This is a genomic window from Nocardia sp. NPDC059764, from assembly GCF_042732555.1.
Lineage (GTDB): Bacteria > Actinomycetota > Actinomycetes > Mycobacteriales > Mycobacteriaceae > Nocardia.
Genome location: NZ_JBHWHH010000108.1, coordinates 1 through 25,620, shown reverse-complemented (window position 1 = coordinate 25,620; position 25,620 = coordinate 1). Strand labels below are relative to the sequence as shown.

The window sequence follows — 25,620 nt, the reverse complement described above, 5'->3', positions numbered from 1 at the left end:
CGCGGGACGGGGGCTTCGGTGGTGAATCGGTGGCGCGTGAACCCTAGAGCGACGCGGCGATCCGGTCGCCGACCTCGACGGTCGAGGCGGCGCCCGAGCGCGAGGCCAGATCCTTGGCGACGGCGGCCTCGATGCGGGCGGCCTCCTCGGTCTTGCCGAGGTGGTTCAGCAGCAGCGATACCGACAGGATGGCGGCGGTCGGGTCGGCCTTGGACTGGCCGGCGATGTCGGGGGCCGAACCGTGAACCGGCTCGAACATCGACGGGTTGACGCCCGAGGCGTCGATATTGCCCGACGCGGCCAGGCCGATGCCACCGGAGACGGCGGCGGCCAGGTCGGTGATGATGTCGCCGAACAGGTTGTCGGTGACGATCACGTCGAAGCGGCCCGGATCGGTGACCATGTGGATGGTGGCGGCATCGATGTGCTGGTAGGCGGTCTCGATGTCCGGGTACTCGGCGCCGACCTCGGCCACGGTGCGCGACCACAGCGAACCGGCGAAGGCCAGCACGTTGTTCTTGTGCACCAGGGTCAGGTGCTTGCGGCGCTTGCGGGCGGTCTCGAAGGCGTAGCGGACCACGCGCTCGACGCCGAAGCGGGTGTTGGTGGAGACCTCGGTGGCCACCTCGTGCGGGGTGTTGACGCGGATCGCGCCGCCGGTGCCGGTGTAGGGGCCCTCGGTGCCCTCACGCACGACCACGAAGTCGATGTCCGGGTTCGAGGCCAGCGGGCTGGTGACGCCCGGGTACAGCTTCGAGGGGCGCAGGTTCACGTGGTGGTCGAGCTCGAAGCGGGTGCGCAGCAGCAGGCCGCGCTCGAGCAGGCCGGACTGCACCGACGGGTCGCCGATGGCGCCCAGCAGGATGGCGTCGTGCTGCTTGAGCTCCGGGATCACGTTCTCCGGGAGGATCTCGCCGGTGGCATGGAACCGCTTGGCTCCCAGGTCGTATGCGGTCTTCTCGACACCGGGCACCACCACATCGAGCACCTTGAGGGCCTCGGCGATGACCTCGGGGCCGATACCGTCGCCCGGAATGACAGCGAGTTTCATGAAATCCATGCTCCGTTTCGATAACGCGCGGGTGGTCCTCTCCGCGCTGACAGGAGAGTCCCGGCCACCATAGCGGGTGCCGCCATGACCCCCTTCACCAGGGCGAATCGCTCCCAACCAGTGGGATCAGGGGCCGCTCGCCCGGTCTCCACACCGAACGCACCGGGCCCCCTCCACTTTCCGTGGAGGGGGCCCGTATCGCGTTGCGAGATCGACTAGTCGAGGCTGACCAGGGCGACCTTGGCGGCGCCGACGGCCTCGGCGATGGCGGACCGCACCTCGGCCGGGACGTCCTTGTTGACGCGCAGGACGACAGTGGCGCCCTCGTCCTGCAGGTCCTGGGTCAGCTGGGCGGCGAGGATGTCGATGCCCGCGTCGCCGAGCTTGGTGGCCAGGCGGCCCAGCTGGCCCGGCTTGTCCTCGTAGTTGAGGACGGCAAGGTTCAGGCCCTCGGCGCGCATGTCGTAGTTGCGGCCGTTGATGTTGACGATCTTCTCGACCTGGGCGGGCTCGGTCAGGGTGCCGGCCACGTTCAGGGTGCGGCCGTCGCCGAACACGGCGCGCAGGTCCACCAGGCTGCGGTGGGTCGGGGACTCCGTGTGGGTGGTGACGGTGGCCTCGAGGCCCCGCTCCTTGGCCAGCGCCGGGGCGTTGACGAAGGTGACCGAATCCTCGATGAGGGCCGAGAACACGCCGCGCAGCGCCGAGAGCTCGAACACCGCGACGTCTTCCGAGGACAGCTCGCCGCGGACCTGGACCTCGATGGAGACCGGCAGCTCGCTGGCCAGGGCGCCCAGCAGCGCGCCCTGCTTGCGGACGATGTCCAGCCACGGGGCGACGATCTCGTTGACCGCGCCACCGGTGACGTTCACCGCGCCGGGCACGAACTCGCCCGCGAGGGCAAGCTGCACCGACTTGGCGACATCGGTGCCCGCGCGGTCCTGGGCCTCGGCGGTGGAGGCGCCCAGGTGCGGGGTGACGACGACCTGCGGCAGCTCGAACAGCGGGCTGTCGGTGGACGGCTCGGTCTCGAACACGTCGATGCCGGCGGCGCGCACGTGGCCGGAGGTGATGGCGTCGGCCAGGGCCTGCTCGTCGATCAGACCGCCGCGGGCGGCGTTGACGATGATGACGCCCTTCTTCGTCTTGGCCAGGGTCTCCTTGTTCAGCATGCCCTTGGTCTCAGGAGTCTTGGGCAGGTGAATGGAGATGAAGTCCGCGCGCTCGAGCACCTCGTCCAGGGTCAGCAGCTCGATGCCCAGCTGGGCGGCGCGGGCCGGCGAGGTGTAGGGGTCGTACGCGACGATCTTGGTCTCGAAGGCGGCGAGACGCTGCGCGAACAGCTGGCCGATGCGGCCCAGGCCGATGACGCCGACGGTCTTGCCGAAGATCTCGACACCATTGAACTTGCTGCGCTGCCAGGTGTGCTCGCGCAGGGTGGCGTCGGCGGCCGGGATCTGGCGGGCCGCGGACAGCAGCAGCGAGACGGCGTGCTCGGCGGCGGTGTGGATGTTGGAGGTCGGCGCGTTGACGACCATGACGCCGCGCTCGGTGGCCGCGGGGACATCGACATTGTCGAGGCCGACGCCGGCGCGGGCGACGATCTTGAGGTTCTTGCCCGCCTCGAGCACCTCGGCGTCGACGGTGGTGGCCGAACGGACCAGCAGCGCATCGGCTTCCGGCACGGCGGCCAGCAGCTCCGGACGGTTCGGGCCGTCGACCCAGCGAACCTCGACGCCGGAGCCCAGCGCGTCGACGGTCGACTGGGCGAGCTTGTCGGCGATCAGAACAACAGGGCGGCCTGCTTGGCTCACGGTGGGGTACTCCTGAGGAAGGGATCCGGGATTTACGGGCGTCAGCTTAGTGGGCTGGGAATCGGGGCGCTTTACCGCCTGGTAGGCAACTGCCATCAAAGCCGTGAACTGCGGGTTTCCGGAGGGCTGCGCGGGTCTCACGGGGAACAGGCCGCGCGGTACGGCTCGGTTCGGGCGATGTGATTCGGGCCGCTATTCCTGGGCAGGCGTTCAGGTTCGGGCCCGCGGGACCCCTGGTCACACCGGCGACGGGCACACGACCGCAGGTCTCGCCGCACAGGCATTCGAGATAGCCGAAAGCCCGGCTTCGGAGCTACGGAGTCCGAGGCCGGGCTTTCGAAAGTCGAGTAATCGACGTCAGTAGTCCTTAGCGACCGAAAGAGCCGGTCCACAGGGTGTTCAGGATGCCGTGCAGAGCGGCCGAGCCGGTGTCGAGCAGACCACTCAGAGCAGCGGAACCGGTGTCGATGATAACGGGGATCATGGAAATACCTCTTCTGAAATCCGTACGAACTTTCTGACGTGGATCCTATCGGGCCGATTTCGCGGCCCGTTACGGGGGATTAACACGATGTGACCGGCGTCACGGCCTCGGAATTCTGTGGTCCCGTTCATATGGGTGTCGAATTCCCGCCATATAACGCGGCTATCACGCCCCTAATTCTGGGGGCTCGCCGCGCAAAAAACGCATGGACCAGGTCGATCCCGGGCGCTACCGTCGCCTGCCATGACCCTGCGCTCGATCCCCGCCTCCATGGACCCGGCGGTGGTCGCCACGATCGACGGCGAACTGGACCGGATCGTGCGCGAACACCACGTCGACGTGCTGCTCGCCATCGAAAGCGGCAGTCGCGCCTGGGGATTCCCGTCCCCGGACTCCGACTACGACTGCCGGTTCGTCTACCTCCGCCCGGCCGACGACTACCTCACGCCGTGGCCCGGACGCGATGTCATCGAGACGCCACTCGTGGGACTGCTCGATGTCAACGGCTGGGATCTGGTGAAGGCGCTGCGCCTGCTGGTGAACGGCAATGCCGTGCTCATCGAATGGCTGATGTCACCGATCGCGTATCGCGGCGACGCGCAATTCCGCGACGAATTGCGCATGCTCGCGGACGACGTAGCCGACCGGCAGCGGGTGGCCCGGCACTATCTGCACCTGGGCCGACGGCAATGGCGGCTGTTCGATTCGAACCGGTCATTGAAGAAGGTGTTCTATTCATTGCGGCCCGCCATGGCATTGCGGTGGCTGCACGAACACCCCGATAAAGCGGTGGCGCCGATGCATTTACCGACCCTGCTGGCCGAATGCGAGCTGCCCGGCGATTTCGTGGAGTGCGTGCGGGAATTGACGGAATTGAAGTCCCGGACGCGCGAAATGGGTTCCGATGAGGTGCCCGAACCGATCGCCGGTTTCATCTCGGCCGAGTTCGAGCGGGCGGCGCTGGAGTTCGTGACGGTGGATCCGGCTCGGCGGGAACACGCACAGGCCCGCGCAGCCGAGTTCTTCCGGCGCCACGTGCGGGGCTGAGAGCAGCCCCCGGCGAGCGCCCCAGACTGGGGTACCCCCAGATGTTGAAATCCATCCGTTTCACTTCGGTCGAGCGATAGCTTCTTCTTGCCCGGAACCTCGGGTTCGAAACAGGAGAACGATGATCACAGACACCCGCCACGGCCGCCGAATCGGCTGTGGCATCTCCGGATTGGCCGCGACGGTCGCCATCGTCACGGGCGCCGCGCCCACCGCATCCGCCGACGTCACGTGGGTGGATTTCGCGACGCCGGCGCAAACCCATTACGTCGGAACCAACTACCGCATTTCGGCAGGATCCGACCCCGCATCGATGATGGCCTTCTACGACAATGGCCAATGCATCGGAAAGGCTGCACCACACTACAATTCGGAACTGGACGTGTACTTCGCCGCATCCGCGTATTGGCTCCCGACGACGGCGGGACACCACGTCATCACGGTCGATGACGGTAAGTCCACGAAGACACTCGCCGTCGACGTCGAGGCAGCCTTGCCCGGCAGCACGCCGGACACCCCGATCTCGCAGGGCGGCTGCAGTCTGACGAGCCCGTTCCCGACCGGCAGTTCATAGTCGCCACGGCGGGCACAGACGGCTTCGCCCGCCAAGTCTCCGACGAGTCGCTGCCACTCGAGGTCGGCTGAAGCCGGATCGGAGCGACGCCGCCGCGGCGGTGCGCGACGCGCGGTGAGCGCCAGGCTGTCATCCAAGCCAAGGCAGTTGGCGTTCACCTCGCCCGAGCGCGGTGTCGAACATCCGCCGCCCCGGCCCGCGGCCAGCGCGGGCGGAGGTCAGTAGTCGGCTCCCGCGATGACCCGCACAGCCACCGCCTCGGGCCCCGGCTTGGTGCCCCGCACCTCGAATTCGACGCGCTGCCCCTCAGCCAGGGATCGGAAACCCCCGCCCGGTAGCGCGGTGTACTCCACGAACACGTCCGGCCCGTCGCCGTCCGGGCTCAGGAACCCGAACCCCTTCTCGCTGTCGAACCACTTCACCGTGCCGTGCACCATTACCAAACCTTCTCGAACCGAATCGGACACCGCTGTCGTCCCCGCGCGCCGCGGTCCATGGTGTCACGGCCGCGGCGCGGGCGGGTGGTCGCCCGAGCCTGGCGCATCCCCCGCCCGGCTCTCGCGACCCTTGTCCGATTATCGAATTCCCCAGCCGCCGCGTATCACTCGCGGGGGACTGGTAAGGGATCAACCCGCGCGCACGTTGCCGGGCGGCTCCTCTGTGCCGGGTTCGGAGACCCGCATGGCATAGACGCGTTCGAGGAAGTCGCGGTGCGCGCGCAGGGTGGCGTCGAGCAGTTCGCGCCACGTGCGGCGATCCACCCGCTGATCGCTGACCAGCGACGAGAGCGACGCCGGGCCGAGCCGGTCGATGTGGTCCACGATGAAGGTGAGCCGCCGGCGCGGGAATTGCGCGCCGATGCGCGGGTTCTCGTCGAGGAAATGGTCGAGTTCGTAGAGGTAGTTGACCGCGCGGTTGTACTCCTCGTCGGTGAGGTGGTAGTCCATCCGCTTGATCTCGACGATCCACAGTTCACCGGAGTCGTGCAGCAGCACGAAATCGGGTTCGCGTTTCTCGCTGCCGATGGAGGTCGTCACCAGCGGAGTCCCGAATTTCTGTGCGTACCAGCGTTCGAAGCTGGCGCGCACCCGTTTGAGGGATTCGTTCATGCCCAGCGGGGTCCATTCCGGGGCGAGCAGCCACGGCGCGGATTCGATCAGCTCCTGGAAGGGGCGTTCCAGGGAGCGGCGGTCGTCGATGAGCGAGCGCAGCCGATCCACCACGGCGACCCGTTCGCTGGCGATCTGGCCCAGCGAGTAGATCTCGGCGACGCGGGCCCGCTCGAAGAGCGCGACCACCACGTCCAGTTGCGGATCGGCATCCTCGGCGATCTCCTTCAGGGTGTCGAGCAGGCTGCGCTGCGGGCCCAGCGACAGCGCCAGCCGCAGCATGTTCTCCAGGTGCGCGGGATCGTCGAGCGAGGCTCGGTCCTTGTGCACCACCAGGATTCGCGCCGCGTCCAGCACCGAGTCGCGGAACAGGCGGTCGCCGGGGGCGATGGCGTCGAGGGTCTCGTGGATGCGGGAGCGTTCCACGAACTCCTCCCAGACCCGGCGGCGGATGGACTTCTCGCCGAGCCGGCCGATCTCCTTGATCAGGGCCTGGCCCCATTCGGCGAGGGCCTCGCCGCGCGGTGAGTTCCAGATGATGTCCTGGCGGTCGGAGCGGACCAGGTCGTCGTCATCGTCGAGCCAGTCCACCTCGATCGCGCCGACCAGGTAGGAGCGCAGCTTGAATTCGCCGGTGAATCCGGAGGAAATGCCGAAATCCCGGGTCTGCGCGACGATCTTGCCGCGCGCGTAAATGCGCACCCCGGCCATGGCCTCGTCCCGGTACGGCTGTTTCGAATAGGCGATCCAGCCGGTCACCGGCAGGAATTGCCGGCCGAATCGGACCGGGACGCGGCCGACGTCGACGCGGGTCTCCTCCATGACGTCGATCGGCAGGCGGCTGAGCACGAAACTCTCCCGGCCGATCGCATTGCGGACCTCCACCCGCCAGTCCTGGCGTTCGATACCGAAACGCGCGGCCAGCTGACGGTTCAGTTCGGTTCCCGAATTCACCCTTTTCCGAAAGAAATTGCGCAGGATGATCGTGGTGCCGCGTTTCGTGGTGACCGTGCCGTCGAGGGCGCCCGGGCGCGGGAAGTAGTCGCTCTCGGTGTCGCAGAGCATGTCGTCGAGGTCCATGACGATGTGGGAGACGGTCCAGCCCAACGAGGTCCGGTCGTCGTCGCGGCTGCCGGCGGTGATCACCTCGATGGTGCGGCAGATGCCGAAGGCGGCCAGCTTCCCGATTCCCTTGCGCCCCATCACCGGACGCCGCCGCTCGCGCGACAGGTCGGAGCCGGCGCGGACCCGCCGGTCCGAGCCCACCATCAGATAGTGCTCGTTGACCTCGGCGGCGGTCATGCCGTGCCCGTTGTCGGAGACCACGATCTCGTAGGCGGGTTCGTCGGCGGCCCTGATGGTTCCGGCCAGCATCGCGCCCCACGGCAGCACCACCTCGACCTCGGTGGCGTCCGCGTCGTAGGAGTTGGCGATGAGTTCGGCCAGGACCGCCGAGACCCGGTCGTAGAGCCGGATGCCGAGTTTGTCGATCGCCAACCGGCTGATGCGCATCGTGTACTTGCGGTCCTCGCGATCCTGCGCGGCCACATGCACGTCGTTGTACATGATGGGCCCCCAATTGCCCTCGGGGCAGCCTCCGTTCAGCTACCTCTGAATACGATGCAACGCCGATTGATTAACAACGCGCTGAACATTCACCCACCACTTCGTCACGGTGTGATTCCAGGATTCACCTGGCGATAGCCCAGAGCAACGACAAGATCTCGGCAACCGCTTCCGTGTCCGGATGGAAGCCGTTGAGTGACAGTCCGGTCGGTTCCGGGCAGAATGCGTGGCGGCGGACAGCGCGGTCCGCCACCCACGGAGACAGGGGGGAACGGTGGCCGACAGTCGGATGATCGCGGCGCGACAGCGCTTCTTCGGCGCGGACGCCGTGGACCCGGACAGCGGGGCCGTGCGGGCCGATCAGGCGCTCGTGTCCTGGTTCGGCTGCGCCAGTTTCGCGGTCGCCCTGGGCGGAGTCGTGTTCCTGCTGGACGCGTGGGTGCCGCGCGGACTGACAGCCGGATACGTGCCGACCACGCCGGAGGAGGTCGCGGCGCTCGAGCCCGCGGCGATCTTCATCGGGCACGGGCATTTCGATCACGCCGCCGACGCCGGGGCCATCGCGCGGGCGAGCGGGGCCGTGGTGCACGGGACGGCGTCCCACTGCGCGACGGCCCGCAAGCAGGTCGGTGGGGCCGAATTGGCCTGCTGGGAGCTGGGTTCCGACGCGTCGGCGCCCGGCGACCGCTACGACTTCGAACTCGCGCCGGGGCTGTCGGTGACCGCCGTCCGGCACCTGCACTCGGCGCGCACGCCTCGCCACGAGGGGCGCGACGCCTCCCCGCCGGTCCGGCCCAAGCCGTGCCTGTGCGATATCCGCGCCTATCCCCCGGGCCGGTCCGAGACCGGCCATCTGGCCCGGAACCTGCTCGCGCCGGAGGGCGGGGTGCTGCTCTACCAGTTCCGGTTCGGCGATTTCGCGCTGACTTGGCACGATTCCTCCGGGCCGCTGCTGGACAAGGCCCCGGGGGTCCTCGAGGTCCTGCGCGGTTTGCCCGCCTCCGACGTGCACATCGGCGCGGTGCAGGGCTATAACCAGTTCACCAATGGGCTGCGTGATCCGCGCAGCTACATCGAGGCCCTGCGGCCGAAGGTGTTCGTGCCCAGCCATCACGACAACTGGCTGCCGTTGATCACGGCCCGCGGCGAGGCGTTCGCGACGCCGCTGCACGCGGAGCTGGAGCGTATGCCCGAGAGCATGCGGCCCGAGATCCGGATGCTGCTGGACCGCGACGACTATCTCGCGCCCGGGAGATTGTCGTTCGACCTCGCGCCGAAGGGTTGAGTCGCAACAGCGGAGCGGATGATGCCGCTGCCACCGCGAGTGGCCTGGCCCAGCGGCTGTGGCGGCGTCGCGAAACAACTGGGGCGCAGGGACTTCCCTGACGGGATAGCACGGCGGTCCGGCGATCGCCGGCTGACCGACCGTACCCCGGGCAGCGCTATCCGCCGCACCGTGCATGCGGCCGTCGCCTCAGGGCGAGGCCCGGTGCCTTGACCGCGCGGGCGAACCCGGTACCCGGGTCGCCGACGCCGTGTCCGGGACAAGTCCGACCGCACTATCGGGCGCACGCTCTGCGGGGGCGCAGGCGGGCAGCACGGATGTCAGCGGACGCGGAGAACCATGGTGACGCTGGTGGTTCCAGCGAGATTGACCTTGTCGGAGCCGTCGATCGCGACGAATCCGAGGCGCTGGTAGAGCCGGAGCGCCGGATTGTCCTGCCGCACACTCAAACAGACGGCCTCGTAGTGTTCCCGCGCGGCGTCGATGAGCGCGGTCATCAGCGCGGTGCCGAGTCCGGTGCCGCGGCTCTCGGGTGCGACACCGATGGCCAGTTCCGGCGTGTCGGCGTCGACGTAGCCGAAGGCCGGGTCGTCGGCGCGGAACAGCCGCAGCCAGGCGGCGCCGAGCGGCACTCCGTCGAACCCGCCGACCACGCCGAGATCGCCTGCGGCTCCCCAGCCTTCGACGTAACGCCCGAGTCCGGGCACGTCTCGGAGTTGGTCGGGTGAGTCCATGCCCTGGTCGCGGGCGTAGGAGGCTTCGTAGAGCATCGCCCAGAGGAGTTTCTCGTCGGCGGGCTCGGCGGGTCGGACGAACATCGGATCAGCCGATCACGAATTCCGCTGATGTGCCAGTGAATTCATGGTTGGCTCCGGTGCCGTCGCGGCTGTCGCCGGTGTACTGGATGCGGTAGCGGCCCGCGGGGGCGCTGTCGGGCACGGTCCACTGGATGGCGATGGTGGACGCGGAGTCCTGGCCCGCCGGACGCGACCAGTGCAGCTCGGTGCACCAGTCGTTGTCGTCGTAGACGCGCCGCCAGTCGTCGCCGGCGCCCTGCTGGATCTCGAAGTAGGTGCCGTCGAGCCGGAAGTTGTTGTTCGGGTGCGCGCCGACGAATTCCACCGAAACCGTCTGTCCCGCCGCGTAGTTCGCTTGCGGCTGGGCCAGCACGTCACCATAGGCGCGACCGGCGTGCGGGGTGTCGGCGGGGACCGGGGCGAGCAGGTTGGGCTGCAACCCGAAGGCCCACTCGAGTGGCGCGGGCCCGCGTCCGAGGTCGACGCGCGCGGCCAAAGCCTTTGCGAGCCGGTCGAATTCCTGCATGTGCGCCGACAGCGTCCACCGCCCGAACAGCGTTTCGCCGCCCTCGTACTGCTGGCTGGCGTACTCCTCCGGCGTGGTCACGTAGCCGCAGTACCCGTTGGCGTAGCCCTGCAACAGGACGTTCTCCAGCGGCACATTGAGCGCCCGCGCCACCAGCCGCCGGATCCGCAGCCCCGACACGACGGTGTACTCCGCAGGTCCCGAGGCGAGCACCAGGTCGCCGATCCGCATCAGCTGCAGCGGCACCACCTGCGGCACCCACGGCCGCGGCGGCAGCACGCCGAGCGGCGCGAGGATCAGCTTGGGCGACTGCACATCCCGCATCCAGTCCTCGATCGGCGAGTTCAGTCCGCCGAGCGCCGCCACCATCGGGTTGGCGTCACCTTCTTGCAGGAACGACAGCTGCGAATTCCAGTTGTCCTCGGTACTGGTCGCCATCGCGGCGGCGCCCATCATGGCGGGAGCGGTGCGGGCGGGCTTGCCGTCCGGGGTGTACGCGCCGTCGATGGCGGTGTCCGACAGGTCGACGTAATGCAGGACCGAGTCGACGCCAGTGCTGCTCATCGGCGCCGCGGCGTCGAAAGCCCTGCGGCCCGCCTGATACTGGCGCTCACCGATCATCGCGCAGTTGGTGCGATTGTCCTCGGTGGGACCCGACGGGTGCATCTTCTTGATCCACAGGTTCGGCGTCATATCGCCGGCATTGGTCTGCGGGAACGCCGCCACGAACGAGGGCGGCCCATCCAGGTGCCGCACCCCCATCTCGTCATGCTCCCAGCGATAGCTGGCGTACCCCTTGTTGTCCTGCGAGATCAGCGTATTCCGGTCGGTCATCGAGGTCCCGTGCGTGGCGAACCAGGTGATCGCCCCGACGTCCTTGCCACCCTGCCGGAACTTCAACACCGTGAGCTGCGGGTCGATGGCATCCGGGAAGGCGGCCTTGTCCTCCGCCGGATTGTCCTCGAACGCCCCGCGCGACCGGTTCACGCTCGCGTCGTGCAGCTCCCCGCGCCCGAGCATGATCGCCCCCGGCGCCAGGTTCTCGTGCGCGTTGACGATCGCCTTGACGATCCCGTTCACCTCGGCATCATGCGAGTTCTGCTGAAACCCCATGGCCGCCAGCGAATACGCGTACTCCCGCGCGGTACCGCCGCAGGAGTTGTGATTGTGCGTGGCGTTGAGGTTGACGTTCCGCTCGGTATAGAGCCCCCCGAACCGCTGCTGCAACTGCTGCATCACCACGAGGTGCACCGACTGGAACAAGCAGGCATTGTCCGTGTTCACGAACGCAACCCGATCCCCCGTCGCCTGATCCACCACCACGTAGGCGCGCGCGTAACACCGCGACAGCAGCCCCGTAGTGATCTGATCAGCCTCCGAATACCCCATCATCCCCTGGCCCGCGGGCGCCCCGGTGATATCAGCGATACCCACGCCAACCAGATAACCGGCCCCAGCTTCCCGATGCTTGATGGGCTGCGCCCCAACAATATTCGCACCAAAAGCCACACTGGCCCCCACGCCACCAACAGCAGCGCCAGCCAACACAGCCCGCCGGGACAGACTCATCCGAACCCTCACTATCCGTCACCGCGCCACAGCGACCACGAGCCGCCACGCCAAAGAGTGAACCTGTTCCATTCCAGGTTTCCCGCAGACTAGTCGGTCACTTGACCAATTTCTAGCCATCCGTCCAGAATCGCGCCCGCCACACTAGCCGCGACGACCGCAACCGGCTTGTAGCACACGCCGATACCAGCAGGTCACTCCTGCTTTCTTCCGCACCCAGCAACCCGATGCGTCAGCGAGCCCGCTCGAAGAGTTTGTGCACCCGAAACGTCAGCGAGTTTCCCGATCCAGCTCGATCAGCCGCTGCCGAACCAACTCCGACCGGTCATCGACAATGAAGTGTCCGCACCCCGGCACCAACTCCAGCGTGTAGTCATCGGCCCGAGCCGTCTCCGCCGCGGCCATCGAATGGTGAATAGCCGCATCCTCCACCCCGAACACCGCCCGAATCGGCACGGTAGCCCGCCGCACCTCCGGATTCCGCGCCGCCGCCGGAATCTCCCGCAACAAGAACGTCCGATACGTCTCCATGGCAGTCCGAGCCACCACCGGATCCCGAAACCGCTCCGAGAACACCCGAACCGTCTCCCGATCCATTCCACTGAAGTTCCCCAGCACCCACTCCAAGTACCGAGTCCGCCGCAACACCGGCACCCCCACCGTCGCCATCAACGGCTGATAGGCCAACAACCGCCAAGCATGCCGAGCCACCACACTTTTCGGCACCCACGGATGCACCATGTTGAACACCAGATACCCCCGGAACCGCTCAGGCTCCCGCAACACCATCCGATACCCGATCCACCCACCCCAGTCATGCCCCACCAACAGCACATCCTTCTGCAGCCCCATCACATCCATCAAAGCAAGCAGATCCGAGACCACATCCTCTTTAGCCCACCGATGCGGCGCGGCACCCGACCACCCGTACCCCGGCAGATCCGGTGCGATGATCCGCAACCCCTCCGGCGGATTCGCCAGCAGATCCCGATACACATAGTGGTGCTGCGGCCACCCATGCAGGACCACCACCGGCCGCCCCTCCCCCGCCTCGGTCACATGGAAGCGCACACCCCGAGCCTCGACAAAGCTCCGACGAACATCCGGGATGACGGGTGGTTGATCAGCAGCCATAAGCCACGCTAACCCAGGACGCGGGCCCAGAACACGGCCGCCGCCAGAGGATCTGCAGCGCTTATCCACATCCCGGCCGCTATCCACACCTGCGAAGAATCCCGAGCTACGCGCCTGATCGTCGCTATGGGACCCTGCCACCCTCAGAGCATGATCGTGACCCGGGCGGAGCTGTCAGCCAACGGCATCCCCAAAACCACCATCGACAACAGGTGCCGTCGCGGCACCTACACCCGCCTACTCCCAGGCGTATACAGCACAGACACTCCGGACTCCATCGCCCACTGCCGTGCCATCGTCGCCTGGCTCCCCCAAGCCCTACTGAGCCACCGGACTGCGGCGTGGCTGCAAGGCCTGCTCCCCACCACCCCCGCTCTCTTCGAAGCAACCGTCCCGAAGCACCTCTACCGCAAAACCCCGCCCTGGCTCCGCCTCTACCGCCGCGACCTCCCCGCCGGCTGGTGCACGGAAACCCAAGACCTCCCCACCACCCACCCCGCCCTCACCCTCTTCGACTGCCTGACAGTCCTCCCCCGCCCTGTCGCGGAGGCCATGCTCGACGAACACCTCGGCCGCACGGTAAACCCCCACGACGCACTCCGCCTCTCCCACTCCGCTATCCCCGGTCGGACCACATTCCGCCGCCACCTCCGCGAAGCAGCAACCCGAGCAGCCTCAGACCCTGAACGCCTCTTCACCCGAGCTCTGAAGCAACGCGGCCTCACCCTGCTCGCGAACCACCCAGTGGGCCAATACATCTGCGACCTGGTAGACGACCGCTCCCACACCATCATCGAAATCGACGGCCGCGAATTCCACAGCGCACCTGCGGTATTCCGCCAAGACCGCCGCCGCCAGAACCACCTACTGCTCGCAGGTTGGCTCGTCCTCCGCTACGCAGCATCCGACGTCTACAGCTCCATGGACAGGTGCGCCGACGAGGCTGCAGCAGTCATCAAACGCCGACGCCGACGCTACCGCGCCAACTGAATGGGCCTATCCGTGCACAATTCGCGCCGAAGTGGCAATTTCTGCCATCGTCACGCGATCTGTGCACGAATAGGCCCATGTACGCCCCAGCCCAGCCAACCTATGCCCGATCGAACCGCCCACGAAGGATGCCGGCAGTGAGGGCATCCCATTCCTCCGGCGCGAAGACAAGGACCGGACCGACCGCGTCCTTCGAATCGCGGACTCCGACATGGGCGTCCGGGAGGAAAGCAACCTCGACACAGTCCGCCTTGTCCCCGCTGTAGCTGCTCTTGAACCACGCCGCCGCGGATAGGTCGTCAGTCACCCTGAAACTCCTTCGCTACCTGCCGCAGCAGGCCCCGACTGACCGTCTCGTCCAACGCCGCCCGCTGAAGGCTGTCGAGAACCCGATAGTACCGCCGCACATCACCCTCCTTCTCGAGATACATACACCCGATGAAGCTCTCGAGATACACCACCGGCGGCCACACCCGCTCACCGCGAACGTCATCATCAAATTCCAGAATCGCGAACTGCCCCACCGGATCTCCGAGTGGCGCTCCCACGTCGAACGGAAGCACACGAACAGAGATGTTGGGAACCTTCCCCACCTCTGCAAGCCGCCGCAACTGAGCTGCCATCACCGCTTCCCCACCGACCTTGCACCTCAACGCCGCCTCATGAAGCACAACATCCAGCACAAGCGGCCGATACTTCCGAAACACCCTGGCTTGTCGTCTCATCCGCAAGTCGGCTCGCCGCTGATGGTCCAGTGGCGACTCGTCGGGCTTGACTGCGCAGATGAGGGCGCGGGCATACTCGGGAGTCTGCAACAACCCCGGTACCAGCGCCGGCTGATACGTGATCAACCGTCGTGCCGCAGTCTCGAGTCCGACATACACATCAAAGTTCGCCGGTATCACGCTGTCGTACTCATGCCACCAACTCTTCTCCCCAGCTTGTTGCAGCAAACCGACCATCGCGTCCGCCGCGTCACCCGCCATCTCCAGAACCTCGCAAATCGCCTGCAGGTCCCGAACTTTCAGCCGAGTAGGTATGCCGCTTTCGAGCCGCTGCATCACCGAAGTACTCACATCCGCAGCCTTGGCCACTCGATCCTGCGACATCCCCAACGCGCTTCGCGCCTCCCGCAGATACCGCCCCAACTGTCTCCTGGGCAGGGTCGAGCCAGTCTCCGTCATGACCAATCCCCTCATCGGCGAGCACCCGAACTGGGTGAACCGAACCCCCAAACCGACCGCAGCCCTGGGCGTTCGAGAACACCCCACTGATTTACCCAGAACAGGTTAACCACTCCCCGCGTCTACTGATGCAATTTCTACATAACCGCACCACACCGAAGGAGCCCACGATGTTCGACAACCTGACCATCGGCGCCTGGGTCATCACCACCGCCGACTGCCCAGTCCGCTTCATCCCCAACCCCCAGGACCACCGAGTCACCCTCATCCTCGGCGACACCCACCGAGAGTTCGAAATCTGCCTCGACACAACAACTCTCGCAGCCATCCTCGAGCACGCCCGTGAGGCCTTGGCCGGCATCACCGGGAGCCCACAAATACTGCGTTGAAACGTATGCGTTGAAGATCAACTTTTGGTCCTCGGTCCATGACAGACTTCCACTATGGAAAGGGATGCCGAGGCCATCCTCCGCGAGGAGATCTTCCAGCATCTGGAAGAACTGGTCGGAGACACCGGAGTCGTTACCCGTGAACAACTGTGGGACTTCACGCTCAACGGCCAGACCCACCGCCTCATCGACCGCACGCGGCATCCGCAACCCCAAAGACATGCTGGCGACCCTGTCGATCCTGTCCGACCCCAAAGGCAAGTACGCGGACGAGGAACTGCACGATTCCCTGTTCGCCTACGCCTACCGCGAAGGCAGCATCGAGGGCGACAACAAGAAGCTCCGCGCCGCCCTCACCCACAAACTGCCGCTCCTCCTACTGCGCAAGATCGCCGACGGCGTCTTCGTCCCGGTACCACGCGTCTACGTCGTCGCAGACGACCAACCGAACCGCCAGTTCCTCATCGCCTTGGACGATGACCTCCGCATGGTCAGCGATCCCCTGAAACTCCAGCCTCTGGAACGCCAGTACGCCGAGCGGGTCACCAAACAGCGTCTACACCAACCAGAGTTCCGCGGCCGCGTCCTACGCGCCTACGAATGCCGCTGTGCCGTCTGCCATCTCAAGCACGCCAAGCTCCTCGACGCCGCCCACATCATCGCCGACGGCGAACCGAACGGCACTCCGACTGTCGACAACGGTCTAAGTCTGTGCAAGATCCACCATGCGGCGTACGACGAGAACTTTCTCGGAATTACGCCCGACTTCGAGGTCCGCATCAACCAAGCTTTGCTGGATGAGATCGACGGGCCGATGCTACGTCATGGCATACAAGAGATGCACGGCCGCCGACTCTTCGTACCCGCGAAGGACAGGGAGAAACCTGGCGCTGACCGTTTGGCCGTGCGCTTCGCCGAATTCCAGGCCGCTAGCTGATCAGTACATCAGCAGCGTTGAGATTGGGGTGCTACCAGCTGCAGTGCTGCGACGATCGCGTCCATCGGCAAATGGGCAGAGATCGCAACAGCTGGGAAAGGTCGACCACCGCCCCGTCGTGCGGGGCGTAGCGCACGCCAGCCGTTCTCCATCTCGAATAAGGCAGTGACAGCGATGTCGGCCATAGCGACCTTCATCATCGTCGGTTCCTTCCTGGCCCTGACGAGCGCGACCGTTATCGGCCTGACGTGCTGGCGGCCGGTCCCGGACGCGGGACTGACGGTCGCGGCTATTCAGGAACGCCTCGAACGCAAAAGACTCAGGCAGAAGCCGGATCCCGACGTGTGGCCGGTCGGCTGGACACACGTGGTTCCAGAGACGTCGATGTCGCTGACCGAGGCGCAGCGGCTTCAATATGACTGCCCGAATCTGACGCATCACCTATTCGCAGTGGACGCTGACGCGCGGCATACTGGACGTGTGGCATACGGCCGGAGATCCGGCGAACGATCCAAACATGCTCCGGGAGAACGCGTTAGATGCTCGACACCGCCTCTGAAACACGGGCATGGCTCGTCCTTGTCAAATCGGACTATCGTCGCCTGAGCAGTGGCGTTCTCTACAGTGACGTGGCATCGTCGCACTACAGTTGGGACTCCCGCGTCCCCAATTTCCGGCAGGTCCGCCCTGGTGACGTCATCGCGGTATGGGATGAGGAAGAGTTACTAGGGGCCTCGGTTATCGAGTCAATCGATAAGGGGATCGGAAGGCGTCCAATCGCGCGGTGCCGCGACTGCCGCCGAACCAACATCGAACGACGAACGACGATGAAACCGACGTTCCGCTGTTACGACTGCAAGGCCCTTTTCGACGAACCTGAACTGCAGGACGCCGAGGTCACGACGTACCGCTCGAATCACAGTCAGGGGTGGGTGGACCTCGCTGGCACATTACAAGCCGCCGAACTCCGTAGCTTGTGCATCCGTCCCAAGTCCCAGAACAGTATTCGCGAACTTCGCTGGACTGAGTTCGCGGCAGCTGTGCGGGTCGCCGCGAGCGGCGATCCGTTGCTGATGGTCGACAGAACCGCCGCACAGGTCCGAGGCGGTCACGATATCCGGCCGGTCCGTGTTCGGCTGGGGCAAGCAGGCTTCCGCGCGGAACTTCTGCGGCGATATGGAGCGAGCTGCGCGTTCTCAGGTCCTCTGCCGGCACCGGCGCTGGAGGCGTGCCACCTCTACAGCTACGCCGAGGTTGGCCGGCATGATCCACATGGTGGGATTCTGCTCCGCCGCGACCTCCATAGCCTCTTCGACCATGGACTCATTGCGGTCGACGATTCCGACACCATTGATGTCGCGCCCGAAATACGGTCCTACCCACTATATGCCGACCTTCACGAACGCCAGTTCGGCATCACACCGTCTCCCAAGCAGCGAAACTGGCTTTCAATGCACTGGTACGAATTCCGATCAGCCTGACGCCGCGCGGGATGGCTCGAGACCGACAACGACACCCCTGCCTGCGAGTCGTCAACTCTCGCCACAACTAATCGATCGTGATGACATGGATCAATCCATGTCATGAGGGACGTCGACAATGACCGCATTCGACGAGTCGATGGTCCGGAACCGGATGACTCGGTCGTCCGCCGCACGAGCGGCGGCGGGCGCGACGAAGCCGAAGCCGATCACGACCTTGCCAGGGTCGATGTGGCCGTCCGGAGTGATGTCCGAGCTGAAAGTCGGCTCGACGACCGGATAGAGCATGAGGGCGCCGCGATGTGGACCTGCCAGGGCTTCCGTGTTGGGGTCACCGGAATCAGGGAGGCCGCCGGCGATTCTCATCGCAATGCTGCGGTGCCGGCTGGTACTGATCGCGCCGAAGAGGGGGTCTCGTCGGCGGGCTCGTTCCCAGCGGGTGAAGCGTCGACCGGCGTCGCCGAGGATGATTTCCTTGGTGGCGCCTCGCATTGTTTGGGGGACCAGGACGACCCACTCGTCGACCGCGGAGCCCCGGGTGATCTCAGTCAGGTATTCGATATGGGGATCGAAGATGCCTGGGGTGAGCCAACGCAACCCACGGACGATGGAGAGGAACTCGTCGGGGCCGAGGCTGCCGGTCAAGGCGGTGACGCGATGGACGACGTCCTTCTCCGCGAAGTTGTAGGCGTAATCGGTTGTCTCGGTGGATAGTCGGCCGAACACCGGCGACCACAAGCCGGTGTTATGTCGCAAATCAGCTGAAGCTGAGCGGCTCGGGTATCCGAAGGGCTCGCGCCACATACCAGGCGAGCGGATTTCGACCAACTGGGCATTGTACATCTTGTTCGCGCTGGTCGGCCTCAGCCACGGCAGATGCTGTGAGACCAGCGGCGGAACCTGTGCCGGGGTCACCTGGGGTTCGCCGTCGATCAGGACCGAGTACTGCCGGAGTTCCTCGCGGAACTTCTCCTCGTCCAGGCAGATCGCCTCGAACGCCTGGTACAGGTCAACCTCCTTGCCCCCCAATGCCTGCTGGCGGCTGATGTAGAGGCGGACCAGGTCGCGGTAGCCTCGGCGGAAGCCAAACCAGCGGCCCATTTGCATCATGGTGGATGCGTTGTTGGTGGCGCGGCGGAAATAGGAGACCGTCAGGCCCTCGACGGTGAAGCCGCGGGAGAGCTTCTGGCCGCCGATGAGGATCTTCCAGATGGGGCGTTTGTCGAAGTCCGCTGCGCCGGTTTCCAATTCCTTGTCGCTGTTGATCACCATGATGGGGCGGTCGTCGCCGCCGATGCGTTGGAAGGCCGCGCCGACGTACCGTTGCAGATCGTCGTAGGAGGCGGGGTCGGCGTAGCCTTCGGCGCGGGCCGCGGAAACGGGGGCGACGTCAGTGTCGAAGATCCGGCGCAGTCGGTCATGGCCGGCGGGGCCGGTATAGCCGGAGTTCCACCACATCTGAGTGATTCGGCCCGAGAGTTCGCGGTGGTCCTCGGTCAGGCGGGATTCGTTGATCAGCATCGTGTGATGCTTGTAGGTGGGGCCTTTCGGGTCGTTGTCCTCACGGTAGATCTTCACCGCGGCGGTCAGGACGAACATGTCGAGCGCGCGCTGCAATTCGTCAGTGTCGTCATCCCCGTCGGCGGTCGTGATGGCACGGACATGCGCCTTCTCGTTCGAATTCGCGAAATCGCGTTCATCGAGCGGGATCTCGGAGTCGATGTCGTGAAAGTCGCTGACGCCCATATAGCCTTGCGGACGGGGCAGGGAGATGAGGAAATCCTTGGGGAAGATGTCCTCGGCGTCGGACGGGTCGACGAAAACATTCGCGAACGGGGTGGCGGTGTAGCCGACGTACTGGGCGCGGGGCAGCAGGTGCAGCAGCTCGGAGATCTTCAGGTTGATCGCCGTGCGCTCCGCGTTGGGTTTGACCATATTGGTCGTGTTCAGCGACGCCTCATCAGATTCGTCGTCGATAATGAGCACCGGGATCTCCCGCAGGTCAGTCTTGATCCGGTTCAGATCCTTGACCAGCTTGCCGAGCACCGTCTTGTTCTTCTTCACCACCATCAGACGCGCGTTCGAGTGGTGCAGGTTGCGCTGGTCGTACAGCGGCAAGCTCGGTTCGCGCTTCTCGAACTCGAGCGCCATGATGCCTTGGAGCAGACTCTTGTAGTCGTCGTCGCGGGTGGTCATGCGGACGATGTCGAACGCCCCCAGCAGGGAGGGCATCGCGCCGAACGAGACGAAGTTGCCCTTGCTCCAGTCCGGGTCGTCGGCGTAGTCGGATTCGTATTCGTTCGCGCCGCGCAGAATGTTCTCCCGGCCGATGAGTTCCATGTCGAGGCGGCGCTGGGTCTGGGCGCGGAGCATGTTCAGGGTGCCGCCAAGCACGATGATCAGCCGGTACCCGGCGTCGACCGCTTTGGCGATGACACCGGTAAAGTTCGCCGTCTTGCCCGACTGCACGTAGCCGACCACCAAGCCCTTGGCCTGGTACGCGGCATCCGCCGCGGGGTCGGCGAGGCGCTCAACCACGCGGTCGGTGGCGTCGTCGAGGCCGTCCACCGCGTGTGCGGGCCAGCCCTTGTTCTCCAACAACTTTCGATACGCCGGCCAGTAGAAGGATCGGCCGACCTCCCGTGGTGGGGTGTACCAGGGCGTGAACTTGTCGCTGATCACCACGGGCCCGGCGGCGTCGTACACCGGGACGAACGAATCCAGCAGCGCACTGGTCTCCGGCCGGATCCCGAGCAGACGGTAGACCTCGCTGCGGCGTCGCGCGGTACGCGGCTCCTCCTGCGACCACTCGACGACAGACTTGAAGTCCCAGTGGGTCAGCTGCTTTCGCCACAGTTCCACGAGCTGATCGGTGGCGGTCGAGGACAGCAGCGCCGCGTGGAAGTCCGCCTCGGACGCGAACGGCCGCAGCTCGGGCAGGTCTTCGGCATGGTAGGCGAGGGCCCGTTCCAGCGGCCGGGGGCGAGTGCCGATGGCGTCGAGCACATCTCGGTGCAGCTTCAGACGTGCGGTATCCGGGTTCACGATGATTCGTTCCTAGAGGCTCAGGGCAGGCGCAGCGATACGGGATCGACGGGCGGGTCGGCGGCGGGCGGCAGTCCGGCGAAGTCGATGTCGTACCGCACCGCTGAGATTCGGGCATGAGCATCGGAGTCGAGGTGCTCCACGGAGATCCGCGGCACGTCGGCCGCGGCGACGATCAAGGGCTCGTTCCGCAGGATCCACCGATCCTCGTCCCCACTCTCACGGTCGACCTTCGAGGCCGCGAGCGCCTGCTCGAAACGCGACTGCACCGACGCGTTCTCAGTGCTCGCCGACTGTGTGAGCGCCTCGACCGCCTCCCCCAATGTCCGCCCGCCCGGTCCCCCACGGGTCAGCTGAACCGACACCACCCACAATGACTGTCCGACCGCGGGTGTCAACTGATCCAGCCCGTTGATCGTGTGCCGACGCGCCTCGGCGGCAGTCGTCTTGACCTCGATACCCACGGCGCCGAGAACGAAATCGTGCTCCTCGTCGAAAGGACCGCCCCAGGCGCGCAGCGCCTCGTCCCAGCCATGGGTGCCCACCAACGAGCGCAACACGGTGAGCTCACCGAGCAGCCCGATGCTGCGTTGCCGATTCGCCAGACGACCACGATCGAGCAACGCCGACCAGGATTGAATGGTCTCGCCGAACGCAGTCGACAAAGTGTGGTGGTCCCGCAGCAGCCGATCGGCGATCGCGGCGATCAGGTCATGGAAATCCCGCATGAGTTCAGGTCGCGTAGTGCGGATCCGGGCCATCGTCGTGCCGTGATGGGAGACCCGATCGACGACGACCGCCGGCAACGGCGACCGCGGCAGGGCGGCGCGATTGACCAGTTCGACGAACAGGACCACGCCGTCGCCGTTGATCTCGTAGACGACCAGCGGGCTAGAGCCCGGCGACGACAGAACGATACTCGCAGCCTCGCCTCTACTTAAGTAGTAGTCGACGTCCGACCAGGACAGCACCAGGGATAGGCCGTCATCCATCGTTGCTCATCCGTTTCTCTTCGGCGGTCGCCGCCGTGAACAGGATCGACTGCCAGAGCTGCAGGTTGTCCTTCTCACGGCTGCCGCTGTACTCCTTCTCGAACACGTTGTGCATCAAGAGGAACAACAAAGACTTGATCATCGGCGCATCGTTCATCCCGCCGCGGCGGCCACCCAACAGCGCGTTTCGAAAGCGCTTGTTCAGGTATATCGTTCGGCCTTCACGATCCAGGTCGAAGAAGACATCACCCTCGAGTGCGGCCCAGCGGAAGTCGATCGGCTCCTCGCCCGGGAGAATCGGCAGCTCGTCCTCGATGACCTCACGAACCGTCGGATCTACCCCTCGCCCAGGCGGAATGACCGGTTTCCGAGTCGCGCCGGATCGTTTCCGTGATTCCCGATAGGTCGCCTCCGCGTCCGCGACGAACTGCGTGAACGGCATACCCTGTTCGTCGACGGCGCTCTCGAGTTCGGACAGGAGCTGAGGCGCGACGTCGACGCCGTCCTTCTTGACCGTCAAGCGGATGAGGTTGTCGAGACCGTCCGGGATGTCGATCGCGACACGCGCCGGGGACAGGTGCTGCTCCGGCTGCCGGAAGTTGTTCCAGCCACCGGCCTGCACGAGACGATCGTGGCGGTAGAAGAAGAAACCCTGGCGGTTCATCAGCGAGCCGATGGCCCGGTACTCGTCGAGGGAGGACTTCGGAGGCCAGATGTGCGCGGTGAACTGCACCGACGACCCCTCCCCCGCTGTCTCGGTGAAGGTGCGCGGGTAGCCGGGGCGTCCGGAAACGGGATAGCCGAACGGATTGAGCGGCAGGACACCGAAGTCCATGTAGACAGTGCCCGTGTCGATGTCCTCTACCGCCACGGTGATGTTGAAGTCGTCGCGCTCCAGGAAGCGGTGCAGCTGGAGTCCCAGGTGCATGCCGAGCTTGTTGATCGTGCGCTGCAGGTAGCGGTCGGTCTGGCCACCCGAGCCGTTCTGTGGGAAGTTCTTGACGCCATCCCATCGGATCACCGTGCCCTGCCACGTGATCGGCCGGTCGGCGTAGCGGTCGATCAGGGACTGCGCGTACATCGGCTCGACGATGTCGCACTGGAATCCGTTGAGCGCGTGCTCCATTGCCCACCGACGCCCGACCGGCCGCGAGGTCCGGGTGCGACTGACCACCGTGACGGCCGCGGCGTGGCTCAAGGAGGCGGACTTCAGACCGGTGCCGAACATACCCAGCGCTTTGCTGCCGTAGTTCCGGCGACCGCCTACGGTCATCGCGACATCGAGCTCGTCCTCGGTCATTCCGCAGCCGTCGTCGATGACGAGCAGGCTCACCAAACGGTCTCCCGACCGCAGGAAATGGATGACGACATCCTTGGCGCCGGCATCGATCGAGTTGTCGACGAGGTCGGCGATCGCGGCCTCGAAGCCGTAGCCCTGGCTACTCAGAGCCTCCATGTAGCGCGAATCCGGCGGAAGATGCTTGGTCCCCGTTGTGGGGACGTCGAACATCCACTCTTCCACCATGGTCACCCCTGCTCGAGAACGCCGACAAGAACGAGAACTCTAGCGAGGAATTCGCCCTGAACCCGGGGGCGTTACGAATTGTCAGGAGGACGGCAGATTCAGTGACCGATTCCGCCGGCGAGCGCGCGCAGGGATCGTACCGCCAGGTCTGCTGGGGATCCTGGTCCGGTCGCCGGGGCGTTGTCGGATGCCCACTGCTCCACCGCGATTCGGATCGCGCCCGCCGAGGCTGCCGCGAGGAGGCGGAGCTGCAAGGGATCTGCTGCCGGGCCGCCCAAGCCGGTGAGGACTCGGAGTAGGTCGCGTTCGGCTTCCATGTTGATACGGTGCCAGACGGTGCGGAGGGCGGGGTCGTCGTCCATGGCGTGGATGAGGCCTCGAGTGGTTTCGAGGTCTTCGGGGGCGCCCTCGAAGGTGAGGGAGGATTCGACGGCCTCTTCCAGTTCGGCCAGTGTCGGGAGGCGGCGGGGGCCGGCGGCTACCGCTTCGAGCCAGCGTTGGGCTCCGGTGGCCAGGAGGGGTTCTACCGCTTCCTCCTTCGTCCGCGCGTAGCGGTAGAAGGTGCGCAATGCCACGCCCGATTCGGAGGCGATTTGTTCCGCCGTCACCTCGGAGGTGCCGTGTTCCGCGAACAACCGGGCTGCGGTTCGGGCTATGTCCATGCGGGTTTCTTGTTTGCGGCGTTCGGCGAGGGTGGGGCGGACTATGGGGTGGGCGGACATTTTCACCTCCTTTTGGGTGGTCGGTTGGGTCAATCCTAGTCGACGGGATGCCACTGTGGCATGACGTGCCATGCAGGCGTAGCGTGTCACGTGGAGGCTGGAACATAGCTAAGGAGAGTCGCAATGGAGCGTTTTGACGGGCGTCGAGTAGTGATCACCGGGGCCGGGTCGGGGATTGGGCGGGCTACCGTGCACCGGATCCTGGCCGAGGGTGGGCAGGTTGTGGGGGCTGACGTCAATGAGGCGGGGCTGGCTGAGACTGCCAAGCAGGCTGCGGAGAACGGGAATGGGGATCGGCTTACGACCCTGACCGTGGATATCTCCGATGAGGCGTCGGTGAAGGCCGGGGTTGCCGCGGCTACCGAGGCGCTCGGCGGGGTCGACGCGCTGATCAATGCGGCGGGGATTCTGCGGTCGGCGCATACGCATGAGCAGCCGGTCGAGGATTTCAACAAGATTATTGCGATCAATCTGACGGGTACCTTCTTGATGATCAAGGAGTCGCTGCCGCAGCTACTGGCTTCGGATAAGGGTGTGATCGTCAACTTCACCTCTACGTCCGCCTTCTTCGCGCACCCGTACATGTCCGCGTATGCGGCGTCCAAGGGCGGGATCATGTCCATGACCCACGCGCTGGCCGCCGAGTACTCGAAGCAGGGTCTGCGCGTGGTCGCCGTTGCGCCGGGGTCGATTTCGAGCGATATGACCAGCGGCCGGGGTCCGGGTCTGCCCGCGGACGCCGATCTGAGCCTGTTCATGAAGCTGGCGCCCGGCATCGGCCAGGGCTTCGCTTCGCCCGACACCGTGGCCGGTGTCGTGGCCATGCTGGCGTCGGATGACGGTGCGTTCATCACCGGTACCGAGATCCGGATCGACGGCGGCACGCACTACTGATCCACTGCCACAGTCGAATTGCGAACGGCCCCGCGGGAGGAATCCTGCGGGGCCATTGCCGTGCAATGAGTTTCAGGGTGTCTCGGGGTGAATGTCATACAGAAGGACCATTCGGCCCTGAATTCACAGGAAAAGCGTTCCCCGCGCGGAGGCTACTGGGGCATTGTGCAGACCATGAAGCAGACATTTCTACGCCGCACGGCGGCCCGCGTGGCCGTCGCCGGTGCTATCGCTGTGATTCCCCTTGCGGCGGTGACCATTCCGGCGAGCGCCGAGGTGCCCGTCGACAACGCGCCCGCCGACGTCGCCTGGCCGCACCAGCAGAACAACCCCTGGTGGGACCGGGACCGCGGGCACGACCGCGACCGGGATCGGGACGCCGGGTGGCGCGATCGCGATCGCGACGACTGGAACCGCCCCCACCGCCACGACAACGACTGCTGGTGGCGGCACCTGCTGCCGGGCAGCTTCGGCAGCTGGTAACCACGCTCGCGCGGCCCTCCTT

Annotated in this window: 22 protein-coding genes; 9 read left to right on the top strand and 13 right to left on the bottom strand. The window is 65.7% G+C overall.

All coding sequences use genetic code 11. The features are described 5' to 3' along the window. Positions 1–43: 43 nt before the first annotated feature. Positions 44–1,051, bottom strand: a complete 1,008-nt coding sequence (locus tag ACFV4K_RS22975; protein WP_379277562.1) for a 3-isopropylmalate dehydrogenase — start codon at positions 1,049–1,051, stop codon at positions 44–46. Positions 1,052–1,266: 215 nt separating this feature from the next. Next, positions 1,267–2,865 carry a phosphoglycerate dehydrogenase gene (gene serA, locus ACFV4K_RS22970; protein ID WP_379277560.1) on the bottom strand — a complete coding sequence of 533 codons (1,599 nt, stop codon included), beginning with the start codon at positions 2,863–2,865 and terminating at the stop codon, positions 1,267–1,269. A 727-nt stretch (positions 2,866–3,592) separates the two neighbouring features. On the opposite strand from serA, the gene ACFV4K_RS22965 reads away from it, so the two are divergent. Continuing rightward, positions 3,593–4,396, top strand: coding sequence for a DNA polymerase beta superfamily protein (locus ACFV4K_RS22965; protein WP_379277559.1), 804 nt, complete (start codon positions 3,593–3,595; stop codon positions 4,394–4,396). Between the two features lie 121 nt (positions 4,397–4,517). Continuing rightward, the gene (locus tag ACFV4K_RS22960) at positions 4,518–4,970 is read left to right on the top strand and encodes a hypothetical protein (protein ID WP_379277557.1); all 453 of its coding nucleotides are present in this window, start codon (positions 4,518–4,520) and stop codon (positions 4,968–4,970) included. Positions 4,971–5,188: 218 nt separating this feature from the next. Here the strand turns inward: ACFV4K_RS22960 and ACFV4K_RS22955 are convergent, their stop codons facing one another. Together ACFV4K_RS22955 and ACFV4K_RS22950 are read right to left on the bottom strand one after the other, a co-directional pair. Then, positions 5,189–5,407, bottom strand: a complete 219-nt coding sequence (locus tag ACFV4K_RS22955; RefSeq protein ID WP_379277556.1) for a cold-shock protein — start codon at positions 5,405–5,407, stop codon at positions 5,189–5,191. Between the two features lie 189 nt (positions 5,408–5,596). After that, positions 5,597–7,645, bottom strand: a complete 2,049-nt coding sequence (locus ACFV4K_RS22950; protein ID WP_379277554.1) for an ATP-binding protein — start codon at positions 7,643–7,645, stop codon at positions 5,597–5,599. Between the two features lie 274 nt (positions 7,646–7,919). Between ACFV4K_RS22950 and ACFV4K_RS22945 the strand changes: the two genes are divergently transcribed. After that, positions 7,920–8,930: an MBL fold metallo-hydrolase gene (locus tag ACFV4K_RS22945; RefSeq protein ID WP_379277552.1), complete on the top strand. Its 1,011-nt coding sequence runs from the start codon at positions 7,920–7,922 to the stop codon at positions 8,928–8,930. Between the two features lie 320 nt (positions 8,931–9,250). Here the strand turns inward: ACFV4K_RS22945 and ACFV4K_RS22940 are convergent, their stop codons facing one another. The 3 genes from ACFV4K_RS22940 to ACFV4K_RS22930 all read right to left on the bottom strand — a co-directional run bounded on the left by ACFV4K_RS22940 (position 9,251) and on the right by ACFV4K_RS22930 (position 12,956). Next, positions 9,251–9,748, bottom strand: coding sequence for a GNAT family N-acetyltransferase (locus ACFV4K_RS22940; protein WP_379277551.1), 498 nt, complete (start codon positions 9,746–9,748; stop codon positions 9,251–9,253). A 4-nt stretch (positions 9,749–9,752) separates the two neighbouring features. Continuing rightward, positions 9,753–11,822 carry a neutral/alkaline ceramidase gene (locus tag ACFV4K_RS22935; protein WP_379277549.1) on the bottom strand — a complete coding sequence of 690 codons (2,070 nt, stop codon included), beginning with the start codon at positions 11,820–11,822 and terminating at the stop codon, positions 9,753–9,755. Between the two features lie 270 nt (positions 11,823–12,092). Next, complete coding sequence (locus ACFV4K_RS22930; RefSeq protein ID WP_379277565.1) at positions 12,093–12,956, bottom strand: alpha/beta fold hydrolase; 864 nt, start codon at positions 12,954–12,956, stop codon at positions 12,093–12,095. Positions 12,957–13,106: 150 nt separating this feature from the next. Here ACFV4K_RS22930 and ACFV4K_RS22925 point away from each other — a divergent pair, with 150 nt between their 5' ends. Then, positions 13,107–13,946 (top strand): DUF559 domain-containing protein, encoded by an 840-nt coding sequence (locus ACFV4K_RS22925; protein WP_379277548.1) that lies wholly within the window; start codon positions 13,107–13,109, stop codon positions 13,944–13,946. Positions 13,947–14,046: 100 nt separating this feature from the next. Here the strand turns inward: ACFV4K_RS22925 and ACFV4K_RS22920 are convergent, their stop codons facing one another. Continuing rightward, positions 14,047–14,253: a DUF397 domain-containing protein gene (locus ACFV4K_RS22920; RefSeq protein ID WP_379277547.1), complete on the bottom strand. Its 207-nt coding sequence runs from the start codon at positions 14,251–14,253 to the stop codon at positions 14,047–14,049. Then, positions 14,246–15,130: a helix-turn-helix domain-containing protein gene (locus tag ACFV4K_RS22915; protein WP_379277545.1), complete on the bottom strand. Its 885-nt coding sequence runs from the start codon at positions 15,128–15,130 to the stop codon at positions 14,246–14,248. The genes ACFV4K_RS22920 and ACFV4K_RS22915 overlap by 8 nt, the downstream gene beginning before the upstream one ends. 170 nt (positions 15,131–15,300) lie before the next feature. On the opposite strand from ACFV4K_RS22915, the gene ACFV4K_RS22910 reads away from it, so the two are divergent. The 3 genes from ACFV4K_RS22910 (at position 15,301) to ACFV4K_RS22900 (ending at position 17,937) form a co-directional block, all read left to right on the top strand. After that, the gene (locus tag ACFV4K_RS22910) at positions 15,301–15,519 is read left to right on the top strand and encodes a hypothetical protein (RefSeq protein WP_379277544.1); all 219 of its coding nucleotides are present in this window, start codon (positions 15,301–15,303) and stop codon (positions 15,517–15,519) included. 220 nt (positions 15,520–15,739) lie between these two features. Next, complete coding sequence (locus ACFV4K_RS22905; RefSeq protein WP_379277543.1) at positions 15,740–16,456, top strand: HNH endonuclease; 717 nt, start codon at positions 15,740–15,742, stop codon at positions 16,454–16,456. Positions 16,457–16,995: 539 nt separating this feature from the next. Next, complete coding sequence (locus ACFV4K_RS22900) at positions 16,996–17,937, top strand: HNH endonuclease (RefSeq protein ID WP_379277541.1); 942 nt, start codon at positions 16,996–16,998, stop codon at positions 17,935–17,937. Between the two features lie 90 nt (positions 17,938–18,027). On the opposite strand, the gene ACFV4K_RS22895 is transcribed toward ACFV4K_RS22900, so the two are convergent. The 4 genes from ACFV4K_RS22895 to ACFV4K_RS22880 all read right to left on the bottom strand — a co-directional run bounded on the left by ACFV4K_RS22895 (position 18,028) and on the right by ACFV4K_RS22880 (position 24,221). After that, entirely contained in the window at positions 18,028–20,643 is a 2,616-nt protein-coding gene (locus ACFV4K_RS22895; protein ID WP_379277539.1) for a Z1 domain-containing protein, read from the bottom strand. A gap of 359 nt (positions 20,644–21,002) precedes the next feature. Continuing rightward, entirely contained in the window at positions 21,003–21,974 is a 972-nt protein-coding gene (locus tag ACFV4K_RS22890; protein ID WP_379277538.1) for a PD-(D/E)XK motif protein, read from the bottom strand. Next, complete coding sequence (locus ACFV4K_RS22885; RefSeq protein WP_379277563.1) at positions 21,967–23,484, bottom strand: ATP-binding protein; 1,518 nt, start codon at positions 23,482–23,484, stop codon at positions 21,967–21,969. The genes ACFV4K_RS22890 and ACFV4K_RS22885 overlap by 8 nt, the downstream gene beginning before the upstream one ends. A 113-nt stretch (positions 23,485–23,597) precedes the next feature. After that, positions 23,598–24,221 carry a TetR/AcrR family transcriptional regulator gene (locus ACFV4K_RS22880; RefSeq protein WP_379277536.1) on the bottom strand — a complete coding sequence of 208 codons (624 nt, stop codon included), beginning with the start codon at positions 24,219–24,221 and terminating at the stop codon, positions 23,598–23,600. A 123-nt stretch (positions 24,222–24,344) separates the two neighbouring features. On the opposite strand from ACFV4K_RS22880, the gene ACFV4K_RS22875 reads away from it, so the two are divergent. After that, entirely contained in the window at positions 24,345–25,115 is a 771-nt protein-coding gene (locus tag ACFV4K_RS22875; RefSeq protein WP_379277535.1) for an SDR family NAD(P)-dependent oxidoreductase, read from the top strand. A gap of 174 nt (positions 25,116–25,289) precedes the next feature. Then, on the top strand, positions 25,290–25,598 hold the full coding sequence (locus ACFV4K_RS22870) for a hypothetical protein (protein WP_379277534.1): 309 nt from the start codon (positions 25,290–25,292) through the stop codon (positions 25,596–25,598). Positions 25,599–25,620: the final 22 nt, after the last annotated feature.

Bases quoted from the DNA above. Each gene is read 5' to 3' on its own strand.
- ACFV4K_RS22975 (WP_379277562.1), bottom strand. From the start codon at position 1,051: ATGAAACTCGCTGTCATTCCGGGCGACGGTATCGGCCCCGAGGTCATC.
- ACFV4K_RS22965 (WP_379277559.1), top strand. From the start codon at position 3,593: ATGACCCTGCGCTCGATCCCCGCCTCCATGGACCCGGCGGTGGTCGCC.
- ACFV4K_RS22960 (WP_379277557.1), top strand. From the start codon at position 4,518: ATGATCACAGACACCCGCCACGGCCGCCGAATCGGCTGTGGCATCTCC.
- ACFV4K_RS22955 (WP_379277556.1), bottom strand. From the start codon at position 5,407: ATGGTGCACGGCACGGTGAAGTGGTTCGACAGCGAGAAGGGGTTCGGG.
- ACFV4K_RS22950 (WP_379277554.1), bottom strand. From the start codon at position 7,645: ATGTACAACGACGTGCATGTGGCCGCGCAGGATCGCGAGGACCGCAAG.
- ACFV4K_RS22940 (WP_379277551.1), bottom strand. From the start codon at position 9,748: ATGTTCGTCCGACCCGCCGAGCCCGCCGACGAGAAACTCCTCTGGGCG.
- ACFV4K_RS22935 (WP_379277549.1), bottom strand. From the start codon at position 11,822: ATGAGTCTGTCCCGGCGGGCTGTGTTGGCTGGCGCTGCTGTTGGTGGC.
- ACFV4K_RS22930 (WP_379277565.1), bottom strand. From the start codon at position 12,956: ATGGCTGCTGATCAACCACCCGTCATCCCGGATGTTCGTCGGAGCTTT.
- ACFV4K_RS22925 (WP_379277548.1), top strand. From the start codon at position 13,107: ATGATCGTGACCCGGGCGGAGCTGTCAGCCAACGGCATCCCCAAAACC.
- ACFV4K_RS22915 (WP_379277545.1), bottom strand. From the start codon at position 15,130: ATGACGGAGACTGGCTCGACCCTGCCCAGGAGACAGTTGGGGCGGTAT.
- ACFV4K_RS22910 (WP_379277544.1), top strand. From the start codon at position 15,301: ATGTTCGACAACCTGACCATCGGCGCCTGGGTCATCACCACCGCCGAC.
- ACFV4K_RS22905 (WP_379277543.1), top strand. From the start codon at position 15,740: ATGCTGGCGACCCTGTCGATCCTGTCCGACCCCAAAGGCAAGTACGCG.
- ACFV4K_RS22900 (WP_379277541.1), top strand. From the start codon at position 16,996: ATGCTCGACACCGCCTCTGAAACACGGGCATGGCTCGTCCTTGTCAAA.
- ACFV4K_RS22890 (WP_379277538.1), bottom strand. From the start codon at position 21,974: ATGGATGACGGCCTATCCCTGGTGCTGTCCTGGTCGGACGTCGACTAC.
- ACFV4K_RS22885 (WP_379277563.1), bottom strand. From the start codon at position 23,484: ATGTTCGACGTCCCCACAACGGGGACCAAGCATCTTCCGCCGGATTCG.
- ACFV4K_RS22880 (WP_379277536.1), bottom strand. From the start codon at position 24,221: ATGTCCGCCCACCCCATAGTCCGCCCCACCCTCGCCGAACGCCGCAAA.
- ACFV4K_RS22875 (WP_379277535.1), top strand. From the start codon at position 24,345: ATGGAGCGTTTTGACGGGCGTCGAGTAGTGATCACCGGGGCCGGGTCG.
- ACFV4K_RS22870 (WP_379277534.1), top strand. From the start codon at position 25,290: ATGAAGCAGACATTTCTACGCCGCACGGCGGCCCGCGTGGCCGTCGCC.